The organism is Dyella sp. 2HG41-7 (genome assembly GCF_021390675.1).
GTDB lineage: Bacteria > Pseudomonadota > Gammaproteobacteria > Xanthomonadales > Rhodanobacteraceae > Dyella_B.
Genome location: NZ_JAJEJV010000004.1, coordinates 3,216,147 through 3,234,331 on the forward strand (window position 1 = coordinate 3,216,147; position 18,185 = coordinate 3,234,331).

Below are 18,185 nucleotides of genomic sequence, written 5' to 3' on the forward strand. Positions count from 1 at the left end.
TACATGGCATCAACCATTACCGTATTCTGCCGGAACCACGTAGTCGCCAACACTCAAACCATAAACAAGGCGGTGTTTCATCGCTTTTACGATCGGTGCTATGCCGTCGTTTTGAATACTCGCGTCACGAACGTCCCGCACCGTTAAATCGATAAGACGCGGTCCGTCGCAAAGCGCCGCAACAATACGATTTTCGTCACCCGCTTTCGTTGCTGACGGTTCTACTTGGGAAGCATTGCAATACGTTTCATTGCTCGCACCCTGTTCCGCATCGACATAAAGAACGACGCGCGGAGCGTTGGCGAGTTTTCCGTGTGCATTGGCAGTTGCCGCGTATTGATCCGGCGTCGTTCCGTTTGGAATCTGCTTTGCCAATTCTTCAGATCCAAGCCGTTGCACGCTTCCGTGCACTTCTATCGGCAACGCGTCCATCTGTGGCTTCCACCGAAAAACGGTGTCGCTCGGGTTAATCGATTGCGTTTGCAACGTGCCGTTGCATCCTGCCAAAAATAAAATCAATGGCATCAGCGCAACAAGGACACGACTTGCCTTGACGCCCCTTGCGGGACGTGTTTTTAAACTAGCTTTCATGGGGTTATCTCCAGTTACTTGGCGCAACCGGGCATTTACCAATGCCCCGTCCGCGCCATTTGTCTTTATTCGCGTATCGAGATTCCGTTACCCGAAGACGGAGAAAATGAAAATGCATGTTCCTTTACGCATGGAATGAAGCAACGCATCTCAAACGGATCTGGGGACAAATCCGGGCACACCCGTTTCCACGACGGGATTCAATCGGATAATGGTCGTAACGCGATCCTGCATTTCCTGCATCGCGTCGTCGGGCAACAAGGAAACATCGAAGTTTTCCTTAATGTGACCAGGGTTCGTCGACGTGGTCAGAAAGGCCGTACCGCGCTGCGCGGCCCACGCAAGTGCTACCTGAGCGGGTGTTTTACCGACACGCTGGGCGATGGCCGTTATGACCCGATCGTCGGTAATTTTAGGCTTCATGCCATGACCCAAGGGCGCGAATGCGAGAAATACGATGCCGTGCCGCTTGCAGAAGTCGAGCAGTTCCCACTCGGGTAAATACGGATGGCTCTCGACTTGAACGACAGCGGGCTTGATGCGCGCAACCGCGACAATCTCTTTCAGCTTCTCCAGCGTAATATCCGAAAGCCCAATCGCCCTTACCTTGCCTTCATCGACGAGACGCTCCATGGCGCGCCATGTCTCGATGAGCGTCACTTCCGTGTCGTAGAGCAGCTCGCCGCGCTCATTGGCAGGAAACATCTCGTCGCCGGGCTTGAACGCAAACGGCGTGTGCATCAAATAGCAGTCGAGGTAATCGAGTTGCAGACGACGAAGACTTGCTTCGAAGGCGAGCTTGACGCGATCAGGACGGTGGTTGTTGTTCCATAGCTTGGTGGTGATGAACAACTCCTCGCGCTTCGCCACGCCTTCGTCCAACGCCTCCTTCACCGCTGCGCCGACCGCTTCTTCTGTGCGATAGAGCTCAGCGCTGTCGATATGCCGGAATCCGACTTCCAGCGCAACTTTGATCGCCTGTTTGGCCGCGGCCAAGTCGGGAATCAACGAACCGAAACCGACGACCGGAATTGCTCCTGTTCCGTGAACCAGGGGAATTTTTTTTTGACTCAAATCGTTTGAAGTAAGCATGTCTGTATTCTCATTTCAGGGTCCGGGTTGTATCCGGGCGTTTATGGTTTCTCGCTGTATGCCAGGCGGTGTTCGAATGCACCGTTGGCGTTGCCGCCAAGTGCGATGGAAAGCTGTACGGTGTCCAGGTAACGCGCTGTCTTCGCCTGAATCTGGCCGATCAGCGCGCGTTGATAGCTCCGCTCGGCGTCCAATACCTGGAGAACGCCGGTTTCGCCCACCTGATAGCCCTGCTGGTTCAACGTCAGGCTGGTTTGCGCGGCGCTCAATGCACGTTCCTGCGCGGCATATTCGTCCGTGTCATGGTTCACCGCCTGCAGAACATCGGCCACCTGCCCCAGCGATTCGACGACCGTCTGTCGATAGTTGGCGAGGGATGCGTTGTAACCGTCGATCGAACCGCGGCGATTAGCTTTGAGCGTGCCGCCGGCGTAAATCGGACCGGCCAAGCCGGCAGCCATTCCCCATAGCGTTCCGATGCCGGGGCCTGCTTGTGTGAGCGACGCCGAGATCGTCAGATGCGGATACATATCCGCAGTCGCCACACCAACCGCTGCATTGGCTGCATGAAGCTGCGCTTCGGCGGCGAGAATGTCCGGTCTTTCACGAACAAGCTCGGATGGCAGACTGACGGGCATATTTTCCGGCGAGCTGAAATCGCTCAAATCGAAGTCCGGCGGCGTCCCATCGCCAGGGCTCTTTCCCATCAGAATGGACAGCGCATGCCGCGCCACGTCGCGCTGCTGCGCAAGTGGCGGCAGCAAGGTTTCGTCTTGCGCGAGTTGCGTGGTGGCGAGTGCGATATCGATCTGCGTGACGCTGCCGTATTGATGGGCAACGCGAACGAGTTCGAGATTCTTTTTATCGTCGGCAATCAATACTTGGACGGCGTCAATCTGAGCGCGCGCGGAGGCAAGCAGAACCGCCTCGCTGGCGACTTTGCCCGTCACGGTCAAATAAGCCGCATCGAATCGATGGCCCTGCACTTCCGCGAGGGCCGTACGCTCCTCAACGAGGCGCTTGGTGCCGCCGAATATGTCGAAATCGAAACTCACTTGCGGGCCGACCGAGTAAAAGCCGGACGTCGCTGTTCCGGCGCCTTCGTTCGCGCGTTGGCGGCCGCCTTGAGCGCCAAATCCAACTTGCGGACGCAATCCGCCCGCCGCCGAAGCAATCGCCTCGTTCGCCTGAGCGATCGTCGCATCGGCTGCTTGTAGATCGAAATTGCCGGCGATGGCTCTCTGCATCACGCCATCGAGCTTGGTCGAGCCAAGCGTCGACCACCACTCGCCTTCTATCTTTTTGCCGAGATCCATATGTGGCGCATCCGCCGCGTTGCCGGCCGATGTAAGAACGCGTTCGGCCTGCGCGTCGTAATGCTGCGCAGCAGGTGCGGCAGGCCTTTCGAAGTTGGGCCCCACCATGCAAGCGGACAACAACGCCGACATGACGGTGGGAACAAGGGCCACCCGAGCAACGCGACCCAACGGCATCGATGTGATCAGGTTCATGTTGCGACTCCCGGATAATCAGTTGGCGACACGCGGCTTGCGAAGAAACAGAACGAGCGGACTCACGATCAACATGACCATCATCAAAATCTTGAATTGATCGATGATCGCGACGATCGCCGCTTGGCCCGTCACTAAATCGTTCATCGATGCGAGGCTGTGCAGCGACAGAGAGCCGCCCGCATCGCCGGCGATGCGATACGACCGAAGATTCTTGGCAAGCGCCAAGTGCATGCTCTGTGTGTTGTTGAAGAAGAAGATCTGCACGATTGCGATACCAATCGTGCTGCCGTAGAGGCGGGCCAGATTGAACAGCCCCGTGCCTTCCGAGCGAAGATTCGGGGCCAGCGTGCTGAAGGCGCCCCTCGTGATTGCCGGCATCAGAATCCCCAGGCCCGCGCCCTGGATGACACCGGCCCAAACGACCGGCCACCAATACATCAGCGGCGAGTAATCGAGCATGCGCCAGTTGCCATAGACCACGAGGGCCAGCCCACCGATCAGAAGCACTCGGTTGTCCACGCGTGTGGGCGGACGCCACGTCAACAACACAGCGCCCACTAACGCGACGCCGCGCGGAATCGTGACGTAGCCAGCGGTATGCGCCGGGTAACCCAGCAACTCTTCGAGCATGGGCGAGGTCAACGCCAACGTCGGCAGCAATACGAAGCCGAGTGCGAAGAACATCATCGTCGAAAGACCGAAATTGCGATCCTTGAACAACGCCTTGTTGAGAAAGTGCTGGTCTTTCGTCAACACATGCACGATAAAAAAATAGAAGCCGAGCGCGGATGCCATCGCTTCCAGCCAAATCTCTGTCGAAGCAAACCAATCCATGCGCTCGCCACGGTCGAGCAACATCTGTAGTGCTGCGATTCCTACGGAGAATGTCGCCAGTCCAAAGAAGTCGAAACGCGGTGTCTTTTCCGCCTTCTTCTCCTTCAGGTAGAGACTCATCGTCAATGCGATAAACGCGGCGATCGGAAGACTGAGATAAAAGATCGAACGCCAACCGATATATTCGCTCAGCCACCCGCCGATGGCCGGCCCGCTAAGCATCCCCAGCAGCGCGGTGACGTTCCATAGCAGCCCAATATGGCCGTGACGCAGCGGCGGAAGCTCATCGAGCAAGATCGATATCGACAACGGAGCGAGCGCGCCACCCGCCGCACCTTGCAGGATGCGCGCCAATACAAACTGCAGCGGCGTCGTCGCCAGCGTGTCGAGGATCAGAGCTAGACCGAATAGTGCGATCGAAACCTGAAATACAGCCTTTCTGCCGAACTTACCCGATAGCCAATGCGTCAAAGGCATAACCATCGCGCTTGCTGCGATATAAGACGTAAAGACCCAACCGATCTCGTCGTCCGCCATCGACAATGCGCCTTGCACGTACTCGATGGCCGCATTCGGTATGGATATGTTGATCGCCTGCATAAAGGTCGCAAGCATCGCCGCCGCGATGAGATAACGATGCGAGATCGCAGCGGCGCCGGTAGCGGGTACCGCAGTCATGAACGTGCTCCGCCGCGAAGACTCGGCGCGACATCCGCCTGCTTGGTATCGACATGTGCGGTAACGCTCATGCCGGAATACAGCGGCCACTTCGGATCAACGTTATCGAACTCCAATCGCACCGGCATGCGTTGCACGACTTTCACCCAGTTGCCGGTGGCGTTCTCGGGCGGCAATACCGAGAATTCCGATCCGGTGCCGGGACTGATGCTCACCACATGCGCCTTGAAACCGTGTCCGGGATACGTGTCGACGTCGATGATCGCGGTCTGGCCTGGCTGCATATGCGTCATGCCGGTTTCGCGGAAGTTCGCTTCGACCCAGACATCCTGGCTCGACATCATCGAAAACACCGTGGCGCCGCCGTTGACGAAATCGCCCACTTGCAGATCGTCAACTTTGGTGACCACACCATCTTCCGGTGCGACAACCGTGGTGTAGGAGAGATCGAGCCGCGCGCGCCTCAGTTGCGCCTTCGCCTCGCGCACCGTCGGATGCTGATCGACATCGATATTGGGGTCGCCATTTAATTCGGCGACCGTGTTGGAAACATCCTGCTGAGCCGACGCAATATGCTGCCGTGCCACCGCGAGGTCCGTTTCGGCTTGTTCGTACGCCGAGCGCGAGGTGAAATCCGTGGCGAGCAGCGCTTTCTTGCGCGCATATTCATGCTCGTCGAACGCGGCCGAAGCCCTGGCCGATTCCACCTCGGCCAATTGCCGACGATACGTCGCCTTGAGCGCTTCGACTTGAAGGCGCGAGCTGCCCAGACGAGCCTCCGCTTGTTCCACCGCAATCCGATAAGGCTCCGGGTCAACCTGAAACAGCAGCTGGCCCGTGCGGACTCGCTGGTTGTCCTTAACCGCAATCTTCACCACCTGGCCGGCGACGCGGGCGTTGATGGAGACCTTCGCCGCCTGCACGAACGCGTCATCGGTAACGACATCGTGCGCGCCGGCCACATACTTGGCGCCCCCACTAATCGCCAGCAATAGCGGCAACCCCGCCATCAAAGGCAGGCGCAGTTTTTCCTTGATATTCCGGCGCGCCGTCTCGATGCGTTCGCCGGCGCCCTGCCCTTCGACTATTTCGTCAACTTGCTTTTGCATATCAGATTCCTCAAGGAATCGAGCGGGGATCGTCGGCCTAGCCAAACCCAATTCGCTCGCGCCCAAAGTTCGTGAAAGTTGATTTTTGTACAGCTTCGAATAATAATAAGCACCGAAATAACCCGAGGTCAAGTATTTTTATGCAATCTCGTACAAAAAAAGATTTAGCCGCAAAACGGCCCCGCGGACGGCCACGCGCCTACGACCCGGAAACCGCGCTACGAGCGGCTGCCGAGGCGTTCTGGAAGACGGGCTATTCAGGTACGTCCCTGGATGACATTTCGGCGGCTACAGGCATGAACCGGCCTAGCCTTAGCGCTGCTTTCGGCGACAAGCACGACATTTATGTCAAAGCGCTCAGCGCCTACTGGGAATGGAAGTTTGCGGCGATGCGCGAGGCGTTCGAAGGCGGCGGGACGCTGGCCGAGACGTTGATGAGGGTCTACGACGCCACGTTATCTATCTATTTCTCGGGTAACGACCATGTACTTGGATGCTTCGTGGTCGGCACGGCCATTACCGAGGCGCCCGCCGATCCGGAAATCCGGGAATGCGTTTCCAAAGGCTTTCACGCACTCGATGCCCACTTCGAAGCGCGCTTCAAACTCGCGCGCGCCGCCGGTGAATTGAAAGAGGATGCCGACCCCAAGGCGCTTGCCCAGCTCGCCTCCGCGACCATGCACAGCATGGCTGTCCGCGCACGTTCCGGCACGTCTCGGAACGAGCTGAGGCGGTTCGCGCAGAAGGCGGTGAACGTGATGTGCGGTTGATCGTTAGCCGCCAGCGCGCGGGCCGCGTTTGCGAGGGCGCGCACAAACATCGAACTCAGGCGTTTTGTGCGTCATGAACATCATTTCAGCGAGCAACGGCGCAGCCATGCGATCATGTCGCATGACTGCCTTCACCACGCTCCCCCTCAAACCCGCCTTGCTGGCCAGCATCGAAACGCTCGGCTACAGCGAGATGACGCCCATCCAGGAACAAAGCCTGCCAGCCATGCTGGAAGGGCGCGACGTGATCGCGCAGGCGCAGACGGGTAGCGGCAAAACCGCCGCCTTCGGGCTGAGTCTTCTACAATCGTTGAACGTGGAAACCATCCGTTTGCAGGCGTTGGTGTTGTGCCCGACGCGCGAGTTGGCCGATCAGGTGAGCAAAGCCATTCGCAAGCTCGCCGCGAACATTCCCAACGTCAAACTGCTGACCTTGTGCGGTGGCATGCCGCTAGGTCCGCAGTTGGCGTCGCTGACGCACGATCCACATATCGTGGTCGGTACGCCCGGTCGCGTGCAGGAGCATCTTAAGCGCGGCAGCTTGCACGGCGGCGGCATCCAGGTGCTGGTGTTGGACGAAGCGGACCGCATGCTCGATATGGGTTTCAGCGAGGCCATCGACGACATCGTCGGGCGCATCGCCAAACATCATCAAACGCTGTTGTTCTCCGCCACCTATCCCGACGATATCCGCGAGGTGAGCAAGCGCGTACAGCGCAATCCCGTCGAGATCATCGTGGAAGCGCCGCTTGAGTCGAAGCCGGCGATCGAACAGCAATTTATCGACGTGGACCCGGCGCGAAAAATCGACGCGCTAGCGCAGCTGCTGGTTGGTGAACGCGGTCAGCACGCATTGGTGTTTTGCAATATGCGACGCGATGTGGATGCCGTGGCGGAAGAACTGGATCGCCGCGGGTATTCCGCCTTGGCGTTGCACGGCGATATGGAACAACGCGATCGCGATGAAGTGCTGGTGCAATTCGCCAATCGCAGTTGCGCTGTTCTTGTGGCGACCGATGTGGCCGCACGCGGACTCGATATTACGGCGTTGCCGTTGGTGATCAGTTACGACGTTGCGCACGATCCCGATACGCACACCCATCGCATCGGCCGCACGGGACGCGCCGGGCAAACGGGCCTGGCCATCACGCTATGTACGCCGCGCGAAAAGCCCAAAGCCGAAAACATCGAGCAGATACTCGGCCGACCGTTGCCGTGGCATCCGCTGAAATTCTCGCCGCCACGCGGCAAAACGCTGAACTTAGCGCCGATGAAAACCCTGGTGATCGACGCCGGCCGCAAAGACAAGCTTCGACCGGGCGATATCTTGGGCGCGCTTACGGGCGATGCCGGACTCTCGGCGGATGCGGTCGGCAAGATCGACGTTTTCGCGACGCGCGCCTACGTTGCGGTCAACCGATCTCTTGCGAACAAAGCGCTGGAGCGTCTGCGCGCTGGAAAGATCAAGGGACGCAATCTTCGCGTCCGCACGCTGGGTTGATTTCAAGCTTTCGAACGAGTCGCTCGCGACATCGTTCGCTTATGCATTCGGCGACGCATTGCGGTTGATGTGTTGCGCCAACCATCGATCGAGTTGATTGGCAAAGGATTGCCGATCTCGCATATGAAACGCCGACGGGCCGCCCGTCTGTACGCCGGCGCCACGTAACTCTTCCATGAAATTGCGCATCGACAAGCGTTCGGCCATGTTCTCGGGCGTATAGCGTTCGCCACGCGGATTGATCGCGACGCCACCCTTCTCGATCACGCGCGCGGCGAGCGGAATATCCTGCGTGACCACAAGATCGCCGGCATGCATGCGCTCGACAATTTCGTTATCCGCGACGTCAAACCCGCCCTGCACCGTCACCGAACGAATAAAACGGGACGACGGTCGCGGCAATGCGTGATTGGCCACCAAAGTCACCATGATTTTTGCGCGCTCGGCAGCTCGGAACAGAATCTCTTTGATCACGGCCGGACAGGCGTCGGCATCGACCCATATTTGCGGTGAGGGGATCTCGGGCGTTTGCATAGTTTGCTGAATGAAAGAGTCTAGGCGGGCACCCGACGGTACGTATCGCGGGACACTAGAAGAAACGAATTGCTTAGAAATTCATAGTAGTACAACGCATCGCGAAGACGGACTTCATGTACTGCGAGCGCCAACCTGATACCGAAAAGGATAAACCTGCATAACGCGCGGCTTAGGAGTATGGTTGAAGGTCAATCCATCTACCGCCCGGGCACCCGAATGAACGAGACACCCAAACCTTTGTCAGCCGTGACAATTCATTCGATCTATTCAAGCAAGAAAATTGCGCCTGTCGTCGAACAGGCCAAGGACTTTAAGTCCACGAACAGTTTTGCGCGCGACGCTTCGCATTCGGGCCAGGCGCCCGAGAAACCCAAAGTCGAAAAGAAGCGCCCCAGCCGCTCGTAACGAAGCGAACATCGCCTTGCGAGTGAGCGACATCCGTCGCCGCTGCGCTGTCGCTCTCAGCGTACTAGCTGTTCCCGCCCGACCATCGCGCATGTCGATACGTTCTTACGTGCCTCGCATGCGCGCGCTTTTCCCGCAGAACAAACGCCACTCCCATCAGTAGTGCGCCAACGCATGCCGCGACCATCGCGTGCGATGAAAGCCCTCGCGCACTGGCCCAGACAAATCCTGCGACCACCGCGCCGACGGCTCCGCCACGGGTAAAGGCCGATTCGATTTCCCTGAAGGTCGCACCGTAGATGACGGAACCCTTACAACCCGCACATACCTGCGCGCCCCGGTGCAGCGGGGTTCTGCAAAGTCCACAAATGCGCTGCTTCATACGGCTCTCCGACCTTTTTGCACAGGTTAGGTGTACAAGGGCTATCGGCATCCGGCCTGACGTCTTGAGGCGCCCAGGTCGGCGGGGTGAGAACAATCGGTGGAAGCCTTCGAATATCGGAAGGAGATCGGAATGAGTCTTCAACGGCGCCAAGTGCTGCAACTGTTGACCAGCGCTTTCGGGGTTGGATTGACGCTGTCCCGAAATGAATCCATGGCGGCGCAGAGCCCTGCAGCGCCGGCAAGTTCTGCCCTGCCCAAAAAGGCGGCGGCCAAACATTCATCAGGAGAAACGGAAATGGAAAAAGTCGCCGGAATCGGAGGATTGTTCTTCCGGGCTCGTGACCCCGACGCGTTGGGGAAGTGGTACGCGCAACACTTGGGCATCAACCTCACGCCGACCAGCGAAGGCGGAACCGTTTGGCAGCAGGAAGCCGGGCCGACTGCGTTCACGCCTTTCTCCGAGAAAAGCACTTATTTCGGCGACCCCAACAAGATGTGGATGGTGAATTTTCGCGTGCACGACATGGACAAGATGGTGGCGCAGTTGCGAGCCGCGGGCATCGAAGTCAAAGATCCGGAAACGTATCCCAAGATCGGGCGCTTTACGCGTCTGCATGATCCTGAGGGAAATCCGATCGAGCTGTGGCAGCCCGAATAAATCGACGCGATAAAGCGAGGGCCTCGTAAGACCGAGGCCCATCGCATCTTGATGCCGGCGCGATAACCCTGCACCCTTCCCCGTCAGGTCGCGAAAAACGAAGAGGAGCGGATGAAGCGCGGGACTTTTGATCTGCTGGCGGTGATTGGCATCTTCGCGGCATATGCGATAACGCTACGGCTCGCGCTGCACAGCGATCTGCGCGGAAGTCTGCTGGGAGGTTTGGCGAATACGGTGCCGGTGGTGATCTTCGGGGCGCTGGTGCGCCGAATCATTTTTCGCAGACTCATCGGCAAACCAGCCGCCAATCAACTGGCTGCCCACGTGGTGATGTGCGCGGCATTCGCCGTGCTGTCGTACGGTTTGCTGATCGTGCTGCTGGGCTTTTTGTTCGGTGGCGGGACGCCTGGCGGTTTTTTGGTGCAACCCTTTTCAACGAGCGGTACGGCGTGGCAGTCGCTCGAGAACGTCACCACGTATGCGTTGATCGCCACCGTGTCCCATCTGCAGGCGCTGCACGCGGCAACCATTGCACCACGCGCCGAATCCAATGGAGGCGCCGATTTACGGCTCGCCTCGAAGTCCGCCGACGCTGCGCTTGCGCCCGCCGCAGCAACGGAAACCGATCCCGCGCTCTCGCGCTATTTCGTGCGCATCGGCGACGAATTGCGGCCGCTCGACATGGATACCGTCGTCAGTATCGGTGGCGCGGACGACTATGCGGAAGTCCGCACGCTGACCGGCAAGCACCTTGTTCGGGTGACGCTGGCGGAATTCAGCAAGTCGCTCGACCCCGCCGAATACGTACGCGCGCATCGCTCCTGGATCGTCAATGTGCGCCGCATCGCGCGGGCGGAGCCGGCCGGCGGCGGGCGCTTGTTGCTGCATATGGAAACCGGGCAGACCATTTCCACCAGTCGCGCGGGCGCCAAGCTATTGCGCGATCGCGTTATCTGACCGCCCGCGGCGTTCGTTCGCCGATCAAAACGGTTCATTCGCCGAATTTCTGACCCTTTTCCCTCAGTGCTCGAGATCATCGCAGCGTTCGGGCCTCGACCCTACACGCGCTATCCATCCGAGCGAATCAGAGGGAAATGATCGTATGCATGCTTTCGTTTTATCCGCCTTGCTGGCCGTGAGCCCCGCCGCCGCAGGTCATTCCGCCGTCGCCAACAAAGGGGACACGTACGCCACGATCGCCGCCAGGCTGATCGCCGCACGCGCCCCCGCGCAGACGGCAAGCGCGTTGAACGAACGGTTCCATCTCCAGCTCGCCGCCGGTCAAAACGCGGATGCGCTGGTCACGCTCGATCGCCTGGAAACCGTCTATCGCTCGAGCGAGCCTCGACTCGTTTCCAACCTGACGCCGTGGCGCATCTACATCCATTCCAAAATCTACGAGAACGCCGGCGCCGCGCCTGCCGCCGCGTTGGACCGTGCGTTTTCCGAAGGTTACGCCTCGCTTTCGGATGTTCAGGCGGCGCGCATCCTGCCTTGGTACAGCGCAGACCTCGATCGCCTGCGCGCCGACCAATCGAAACAGGAAAAAGCGTGCGCAGGTACGTCGCTGGCGCGCTGCGCGTCTGCGGCGCAACTCATTGCCGCACACGAGGCATACGTCGCGCTGTCTTACCTCATACCGGCATCGACACCGCTCTTGAATGCCGATACCGCGCGGCGGTACGTGGTCGACGACCGCGTGTTGATTCCGACGCCAGACGGTGCGCAGATCGCCGCAATCATTGTGCGTCCGCGCGCCGGTGCAACGAAAAAACTCACCGCGCTGCTGAATTTCACCATTTACGCCAAGGACGAATGGAGCATCAGCGACGCCATCACAATGGCGGCCCACGGTTATGCGGGCGTGGTCGCTTACACGCGCGGCAAAGGCCGAAGTCCCGGTCCGGTGGTTCCGTATGTGCACGACGGCGCCGATGCCGCCACTGTGATCGACTGGCTGTCTCGCCAGCCCTGGAGCGACGGTCGAGTCGGCATGTTCAGCGGCAGCTACAACGGCTTTACGCAATGGGCCGCGGCAAAACATCACCCACCCGCACTGAAAGCGATCGCCACCAACGCCACCAATGCGCCGGGCATCGATACGCCGATGCAGGGCAATGTGTTTCAGAGTTTTATCTACTACTGGCCGTTCTACACCACCGACACCAAAGACTTGGACGATGCGGTGTTCGACGATCGATCGCATTGGAATGCGCTGGAACGAAAATGGTACGCAAGTGGCAAACCGTATCGCGATCTCGACAAGATCGACGGCAAGCCCAATCCAATCTTCGACACCTGGCTGCAACACCCTTCTTACGATGCATTCTGGCAGCGCTTGATACCGTTCGGCCGCGAATTTGCGAGTATCGATATTCCCGTATTTGTCGAGACCGGCTATTACGACGGCGGCATGGTCGGCGCCCTTTACTACTTCGAACAGCATCTGAAATACCGACCATTGGCCGACGACCGCATGGTGATCGGTCCTTACCATCACGTCGCCATGCAGACGGGCGTGCTGTCGAAGGTGGATGGCTACGCGATCGATAAGGCGGCCTTGATCGATCTTCAGGATCTGCGACTGCAATGGTTCGACCATGTGTTCCGCGGCAGGCCGTTGCCGGACGTGCTCAGTGATCGCGTCAACTTCGAAGTGATGGGCGCCAATACATGGCGGCACGCATCGACGCTTGCCGACATGGCAGAGAACCGCACGCGCTTTTATCTCACGGGGCGTACTGAAGCGCATCGGCTACAACTTGCCGACACGTCGGACAACCCTCCTGCGCCCGAGTTGAACGTCAACTTCGCCGACCGCAACGATGTGGATTTCCAACCGTCTCCTGGCATGTCCGATACACGTAATGCGCTCGTCTTCGAAACCAAGCCGCTAAAAACTTCCGTGGAAATCGATGGTTTGTTTAAAGGGCAATTCCGCATCGTTGCCAACAAGCGCGATTTCGATCTGTTCGTCAACTTTTATGCCTTGGCCCCCGACGGCACGTATCTCGATCTCGCCTCGTATCTCGGTCGTGTGAGCTATATGCAGGATCGCACCCGACGCCAACTCCTGACACCGGGAAAGGCATATACCTTGAACTTCCAGAGCCAGACAGTAACGTCCCGGTTGCTGACTCCGGGAAGTCGCATCGTGGCCGTCGTCGGTGTTCCGAAAGTACCGCAGATTCAGATCAACTACGGCACCGGGCGCGATGTCAGTTCGGAGTCGATTGCCGATGCGCGAGAACCGTTGCGGGTTCGCTGGTCCGCTGACAGCTATCTAGAACTTGGCACTCGTGGTAGTTCCGAGTTCGTCCAACACTAACCTGGGCGCATCCGTCAACGCGTAAACAGCGAAAGCGGAATCGTTTCGCCCATGGCTTTGTATCCCGCGGGCGAAGGATGCAGATGATCGCCGCAATCGTACGCAGGCAAGAGACGATCCGGTTGATGCGGATCGCGCACGGTGGCATCGAAATCGATCACCGCATCGAAATGTCCAGGCTTGCGAATCCATGCGTTGATCGCCTGCCTGTCGGCTTCCGTCTGCGCACCGGGATGATAGAAGTCGGAACCGACAAACGGCGTGATCGTTCCACCAATAACGCGCAGTCCACGCGCGTGAGCGCGGTCGATGATCTGCTGATAGGCGGCGATGATTTGATGCTCCAGATCCGCATGTTTTGCCGCCGGCACGTCGCCATTGATGGTCAGGCCGCCAAGATCGTTCACGCCTTCTAGCACGATAAGCCAGTGCACGCCGGACGGCGCGAGCACGTCGCGATCGAAGCGCGCCAGCGCATTGGGACCAAGGCCGTCGCTCAAAAGATGGTTGCCGCCAATGCCTTTGTTGACGACGCCGATCATGCGGGTCGCGGACGTTGCCTGTAGACGCTTCGCCAACACATCCGGCCAGCGGTCATTGCCGTTCGGCGTGGAAGCATGTCCGTCGGTGATCGAGTCCCCCAGCGTAACGATCGATCCTGCGTCATTCGCTCCTTCGACATCGACCTCCGCAACCTGGTACCAGTGCTCCACTTTCTCGGGCGTCGCGAAGCTTGCCGCGGCAACTTGATTGCCATGCACGACATAGGAAGTCGCTCGCGACCCCGGATGCCCTGTCTCGACCTCCGGCGCTTTATCCAGATGAAACGTGACCGCGAGATTCGACAGCGCGCCAACCGGGTAGTCGATGGGATCGGACAGATAGTCTGCGCCCGCCGGGATGACTACATCGGCCGCGCCTGCAAAACTCAACGCCCGATCGCTTGCCGGATCGATGGCGGGCGAATCCGCCGCAACGGGACGCGCGATATGCGCGGCGGTGACATGCAATCTCGCGTTGCCGAACGCATTCGAAATCCGCACGCGCAGCTTCTGCCCCGCCACGGAAACGTGAAAAATCTGCCGCACGGTGGCGTCATCGAGATCCTTCGATGGCAGCGCGTTCTGAGGCTCGGGAATCTGCTGCGCGGCGCCCCATGTGCCGATCCAGACCTGGGAGTGATCGGCGGCTTGAACATGCAAGCAGGTTGCCGTTAAAGCCAGTCCTACCGACAACGCTAGATGCGCAAGATTCTTATTGATGAATTTCATAAGCCTGGACTTCAGCCTCGATCAGCAGCAAAGCGACTCGCGAACCCTACAAGAATAGCCGCTCACTCCGCCGCCACAACACCTGCAATGCGGCAATCGGCCACATATGTCTTTCTGCGAATGATCAGCGCGCAAGCAGTACACGCCGGCTTGCGGGCGCGATGGCTCGGAGGCGCTTACTCCGGCGGATCTTTGTCGTAGCGCACGATACTCTTCGGCAATTGCACCCAGGCATGTCGGCGGCATTCGTAAACGGAATCCTGCGGAGCGGGAAAGTGCGGATCGGCAAATGCGCCTACCGCCACCATGACGAATGCGTCGTTTCCTTCCATGGTGTGGAATACCGTGCTACCGCAAACAGGGCAGAATCGGAAACGAAATGCCGTGCCTTGATCGCCGGTTCGAACGAATTCCGTAGCCTTGCCGCGCACGGTAAACGGCGCGGCGTATCCCGCCAAAGCCGCGAAAACGCTGCCTGTTCGCTGCTGACACGCCAGGCAGTGGCAAACGCCTGCTCCCAGTGTTTCGCCCTGCACGTCGATTTGGAGTTGTCCGCAAACGCAAGAAGCGGTTCGTTGCACCATGAAGCCCTCAGCCAAATCAATCGCCATCGTCTTCGCTCAACACCTTCTGTTGAATTCGCGCAAGGTAATCGTCCAGTTCCTGCTCGTTCGCGAAGATCTCTTTCAGCGGCGTAGCTTTGACGATATCGAACACTTTGCGCACTTGCACCTGCGGATTGAGAATCAGCGTCTGCCCGTTTCGAGCGCGCATGACCTTTCTGATTTTCGCGATGCTCCGCAACCCGGCGCTGCTGATGTAGTTGAGCGCGGACAAGTCCAATACCACGGTGCCTCGCTCCGCCATTTGCGCCAAGACGCTTTCGGCCTTCTTGTCGAAATCGCCGAAGGTGAGCGCATCCAGACGGCCTTGCAAATGAAGCGTGGATTTCTCCGGCCGCAACGACTCGATGCGAAGTTCAAAGGTCATGATCGCTTCCCTCCATGCCAGAACAAGCAAAACGCAGTTGCAGATGATTGCCATATTCGTCGTGCGTGTAGCTCAGTTCGCTGGCCATGGCGCGCACGAGGTGAATGCCAAGACCACCCTCTCGGTCTTTGTCCGCAATGTCGCCCGTGAGATGCGGGGAGGCGAATTGCAGCGGATCGAAGGGCGCGCCATTGTGGTTCAACTCGGCCAACACAGCGCCTTCCACGACCGTGAGGCGAAGGCCGATCATGCCGTCGCCGTCGCGCATACCGCCGTGCTCGACCATATTGATCATCAGCTCCTCGAGCACCAGGCGCACATCGGTTCGCACATCGTCTCGCACGCGCGCCTGCGCCAACGTTTCGTCGCTCCGTTCCAACGCTTCAAATACGTTATCGACCGCAGCGGGAAAAACGAGGTCGAGCATGGAGGCACCTTTTTCCAACCCAACGTGATTCCAACGCAACGCAAGCAGTGCAATGTCGTCGGCCTGACCCAATGCCGCCGAGTAGGCCTCGACGTCGTCACCCAGAAACTTCACCGGATCGGCGGCGCCCGAATGACTGAACTCCTCGATCTTAGCGAGTATCCGCTCGCTGCCGTACAACCCTAAAACGTCGTTGACAGCCTCCGTTACGCCGTCGGTATACATCAACAGCGTGTCGCCCGGCTTCATGCGGATACGAAAAACCGGGTACGACGCCTCCTCGTCCAATCCTAGCGCAGGACCCGACGCAAGCTGCAACAGTTTTGGCGCGTTTTCTCCCCACAGCACCGGCGGATCGTGCCCTGCGCTGGCGAGGGCCACGCTTCCGCTCGCAGTATCCAAGAATCCGCAAAGCAGAGTGACAAACATGCAATTGTCGTTGTTCCTGCACAACTCGCTGTTGAGCAATTGAAGCAAATGCTGCGGCGACTGAGCACGGGACGCCATCGCCTTGGCGAGCGTAATGGTGCGCGCCATAAAGAGCGCCGCAGGAATACCCTTGTCGGCCACGTCGCCGATCAGCACGCAGAACCGTTGACCGGGCAGCATGAAATAGCTGTATAGATCGCCGCCCACTGTCCTGGCAGGTCTTAACGCCGCGAACAGTTCGAAGTTTTGGCAGCGCGCATCGAGATAGTGCGGGCCTGGCAGCAACGCTGTTTGAATCTGCTGGGCGATTTCCAATTCGCTGGCGAGGCGTTGTTGTTCGCGCGCAATGCGTGTGAGTTCGACCAGATGCGCCGCCAATTCCTGTCGCATCTTGTCGAACGCACCGGTAAGCCGCCCTACTTCGTCATGCTGTCGCATGGGCGGCAATGCAAAATCCAACGCACCGCGCGCGACAAACTCCGCACGTTCGGCGAGCACGCCTAGCGGCGCCAGCATGCGCCGAATGATCATCATGGTGAACAGCGCGAGCAACAGCAGCGTCAGCGCGCCGACCGCAAGCACGGCGAGAAACGCGTGCCGAACATCGGCGTAAATCAGTTCGTCGGGCACGATCAACCCTAACGTCCAATCTGTGCCCTGAATGGGCTCGTCGTAAACCCAAACGTTGTCGTCCTGCTCATTCAACGCGGCGAGCTTCGACCATTTTTCAGCGGAGTCCGTCGCATTCAATTTGTCGAGCAGCGAGGAGTCGGCTTTGTCACCGACCAGGCTCGCGGTGTCGTTCGCCAGATAGGTGCCGTCGCGATCGACCACAAACGCATGAATGCCTGCAGGCACTTTCATCGCCAGCAAAACGCCTTGCAGCCAATCCAGCGTGACGTCGGCATTGACCACGCCGACCGCGCTGCCATGGATGACAATCGCAGAGGAATAACTGACCAGCTTTTGATGTCGCGAATGCGACAGGAATGGCGGTTGCCAGCACCCGCGGTCGCAGGTAAGTCCCTTCTGGAACCAAGGCGCATTCCAATAGGGCGCAGGATCTTTAAAGAGATCCCGCGTCGCCAGAACGCCTTCGCTTGTTCGACCCACAAACGGCGATTGTCCGGCCGTTTGCGCGACCGTCGTGCCTGGCACAAACGCAACGGCCAAACCTGCCAGATCGGAGTCGCCGGCAATCGCATCGTGTATGAGAGGTTCCGCATCGAGAGGGCGCGGGCCGACGATGGTTGAAAGCACGCGCGCGGTGTCGGTGATTTTGTCCAACCGCTTCTGGATCAGGCTGCTTCCTTCGATCGCCAGCGCACCGGATTCGCGGTGCGCCTGCTCCAGAATTTGGCCGCCCACCATGCGAAACAACAGAAATCCGCTTGCGACGAACACAAGCGTCGCACCGGACAACACCCATAGAGCCAACCTTGAGGCGAGGCTGCGCACCGCTATGAATCCCCCGTGTCGCGACCGGTCGTTCCATCGAACATCGATGGTGCGGAAAACCGTAGCGCGTAACTCAAGCATGCGCCAAAAAGCCAGGGAAATCCGGGATTAGATCAACGATCCGGATATTCGCTCTCAACGTTCCGCAACGGCTCGTCCGCGTTCGCGATAAAGTTAATCAACCAATTGCTTGACAATCAACTTATATG

16 protein-coding genes are annotated in these 18,185 nt (G+C 58.9%); 6 read left to right on the top strand and 10 right to left on the bottom strand.

What is annotated here, in order from left to right:
* Positions 1-9: 9 nt before the first annotated feature.
* From L0U79_RS15825 to L0U79_RS15845, 5 genes are all read right to left on the bottom strand, one after another.
* Complete coding sequence (locus tag L0U79_RS15825; RefSeq protein WP_233843204.1) at positions 10-591, bottom strand: hypothetical protein; 582 nt, start codon at positions 589-591, stop codon at positions 10-12.
* A 150-nt stretch (positions 592-741) separates the two neighbouring features.
* Positions 742-1,683 carry an aldo/keto reductase gene (locus tag L0U79_RS15830; protein WP_233843205.1) on the bottom strand — a complete coding sequence of 314 codons (942 nt, stop codon included), beginning with the start codon at positions 1,681-1,683 and terminating at the stop codon, positions 742-744.
* A gap of 41 nt (positions 1,684-1,724) precedes the next feature.
* Positions 1,725-3,194, bottom strand: a complete 1,470-nt coding sequence (locus tag L0U79_RS15835) for an efflux transporter outer membrane subunit (RefSeq protein ID WP_233843206.1) — start codon at positions 3,192-3,194, stop codon at positions 1,725-1,727.
* Positions 3,195-3,212: 18 nt separating this feature from the next.
* Positions 3,213-4,709, bottom strand: coding sequence for an MDR family MFS transporter (locus L0U79_RS15840; protein ID WP_233843207.1), 1,497 nt, complete (start codon positions 4,707-4,709; stop codon positions 3,213-3,215).
* On the bottom strand, positions 4,706-5,818 hold the full coding sequence (locus L0U79_RS15845) for an HlyD family secretion protein (protein WP_233843208.1): 1,113 nt from the start codon (positions 5,816-5,818) through the stop codon (positions 4,706-4,708). Before L0U79_RS15845 ends, L0U79_RS15840 begins: the two co-directional genes overlap by 4 nt.
* A gap of 140 nt (positions 5,819-5,958) precedes the next feature.
* Here L0U79_RS15845 and L0U79_RS15850 point away from each other — a divergent pair, with 140 nt between their 5' ends.
* Both L0U79_RS15850 and dbpA read left to right on the top strand, forming a co-directional pair.
* Entirely contained in the window at positions 5,959-6,588 is a 630-nt protein-coding gene (locus L0U79_RS15850) for a helix-turn-helix domain-containing protein (protein ID WP_233843209.1), read from the top strand.
* A gap of 121 nt (positions 6,589-6,709) precedes the next feature.
* On the top strand, positions 6,710-8,089 hold the full coding sequence (dbpA, locus tag L0U79_RS15855; protein ID WP_233843210.1) for an ATP-dependent RNA helicase DbpA: 1,380 nt from the start codon (positions 6,710-6,712) through the stop codon (positions 8,087-8,089).
* A 39-nt stretch (positions 8,090-8,128) separates the two neighbouring features.
* On the opposite strand, the gene L0U79_RS15860 is transcribed toward dbpA, so the two are convergent.
* Complete coding sequence (locus tag L0U79_RS15860) at positions 8,129-8,623, bottom strand: YaiI/YqxD family protein (RefSeq protein ID WP_233843211.1); 495 nt, start codon at positions 8,621-8,623, stop codon at positions 8,129-8,131.
* A 180-nt stretch (positions 8,624-8,803) separates the two neighbouring features.
* Between L0U79_RS15860 and L0U79_RS15865 the strand changes: the two genes are divergently transcribed.
* From L0U79_RS15865 to L0U79_RS15880, 4 genes are all read left to right on the top strand, one after another.
* Positions 8,804-9,031, top strand: coding sequence for a hypothetical protein (locus L0U79_RS15865; RefSeq protein ID WP_233843212.1), 228 nt, complete (start codon positions 8,804-8,806; stop codon positions 9,029-9,031).
* 481 nt (positions 9,032-9,512) lie between these two features.
* Positions 9,513-10,073 (top strand): VOC family protein, encoded by a 561-nt coding sequence (locus L0U79_RS19330; protein WP_233843213.1) that lies wholly within the window; start codon positions 9,513-9,515, stop codon positions 10,071-10,073.
* Positions 10,074-10,184: 111 nt separating this feature from the next.
* Positions 10,185-11,030, top strand: coding sequence for a LytTR family DNA-binding domain-containing protein (locus L0U79_RS15875; RefSeq protein ID WP_233843214.1), 846 nt, complete (start codon positions 10,185-10,187; stop codon positions 11,028-11,030).
* A 145-nt stretch (positions 11,031-11,175) separates the two neighbouring features.
* Positions 11,176-13,401, top strand: coding sequence for a CocE/NonD family hydrolase (locus L0U79_RS15880; RefSeq protein WP_233843215.1), 2,226 nt, complete (start codon positions 11,176-11,178; stop codon positions 13,399-13,401).
* A gap of 14 nt (positions 13,402-13,415) precedes the next feature.
* Here L0U79_RS15880 and L0U79_RS15885 read toward each other — a convergent pair whose 3' ends face one another.
* The 4 genes from L0U79_RS15885 to L0U79_RS15900 all read right to left on the bottom strand — a co-directional run bounded on the left by L0U79_RS15885 (position 13,416) and on the right by L0U79_RS15900 (position 18,057).
* The gene (locus L0U79_RS15885) at positions 13,416-14,672 is read right to left on the bottom strand and encodes an SGNH/GDSL hydrolase family protein (RefSeq protein ID WP_233843216.1); all 1,257 of its coding nucleotides are present in this window, start codon (positions 14,670-14,672) and stop codon (positions 13,416-13,418) included.
* A gap of 176 nt (positions 14,673-14,848) precedes the next feature.
* Positions 14,849-15,256 carry a GFA family protein gene (locus tag L0U79_RS15890; protein ID WP_233843217.1) on the bottom strand — a complete coding sequence of 136 codons (408 nt, stop codon included), beginning with the start codon at positions 15,254-15,256 and terminating at the stop codon, positions 14,849-14,851.
* 16 nt (positions 15,257-15,272) lie between these two features.
* Complete coding sequence (locus L0U79_RS15895) at positions 15,273-15,662, bottom strand: STAS domain-containing protein (protein WP_255682809.1); 390 nt, start codon at positions 15,660-15,662, stop codon at positions 15,273-15,275.
* On the bottom strand, positions 15,652-18,057 hold the full coding sequence (locus L0U79_RS15900; RefSeq protein ID WP_233843218.1) for a SpoIIE family protein phosphatase: 2,406 nt from the start codon (positions 18,055-18,057) through the stop codon (positions 15,652-15,654). Before L0U79_RS15900 ends, L0U79_RS15895 begins: the two co-directional genes overlap by 11 nt.
* Positions 18,058-18,185 lie beyond the last annotated feature (128 nt).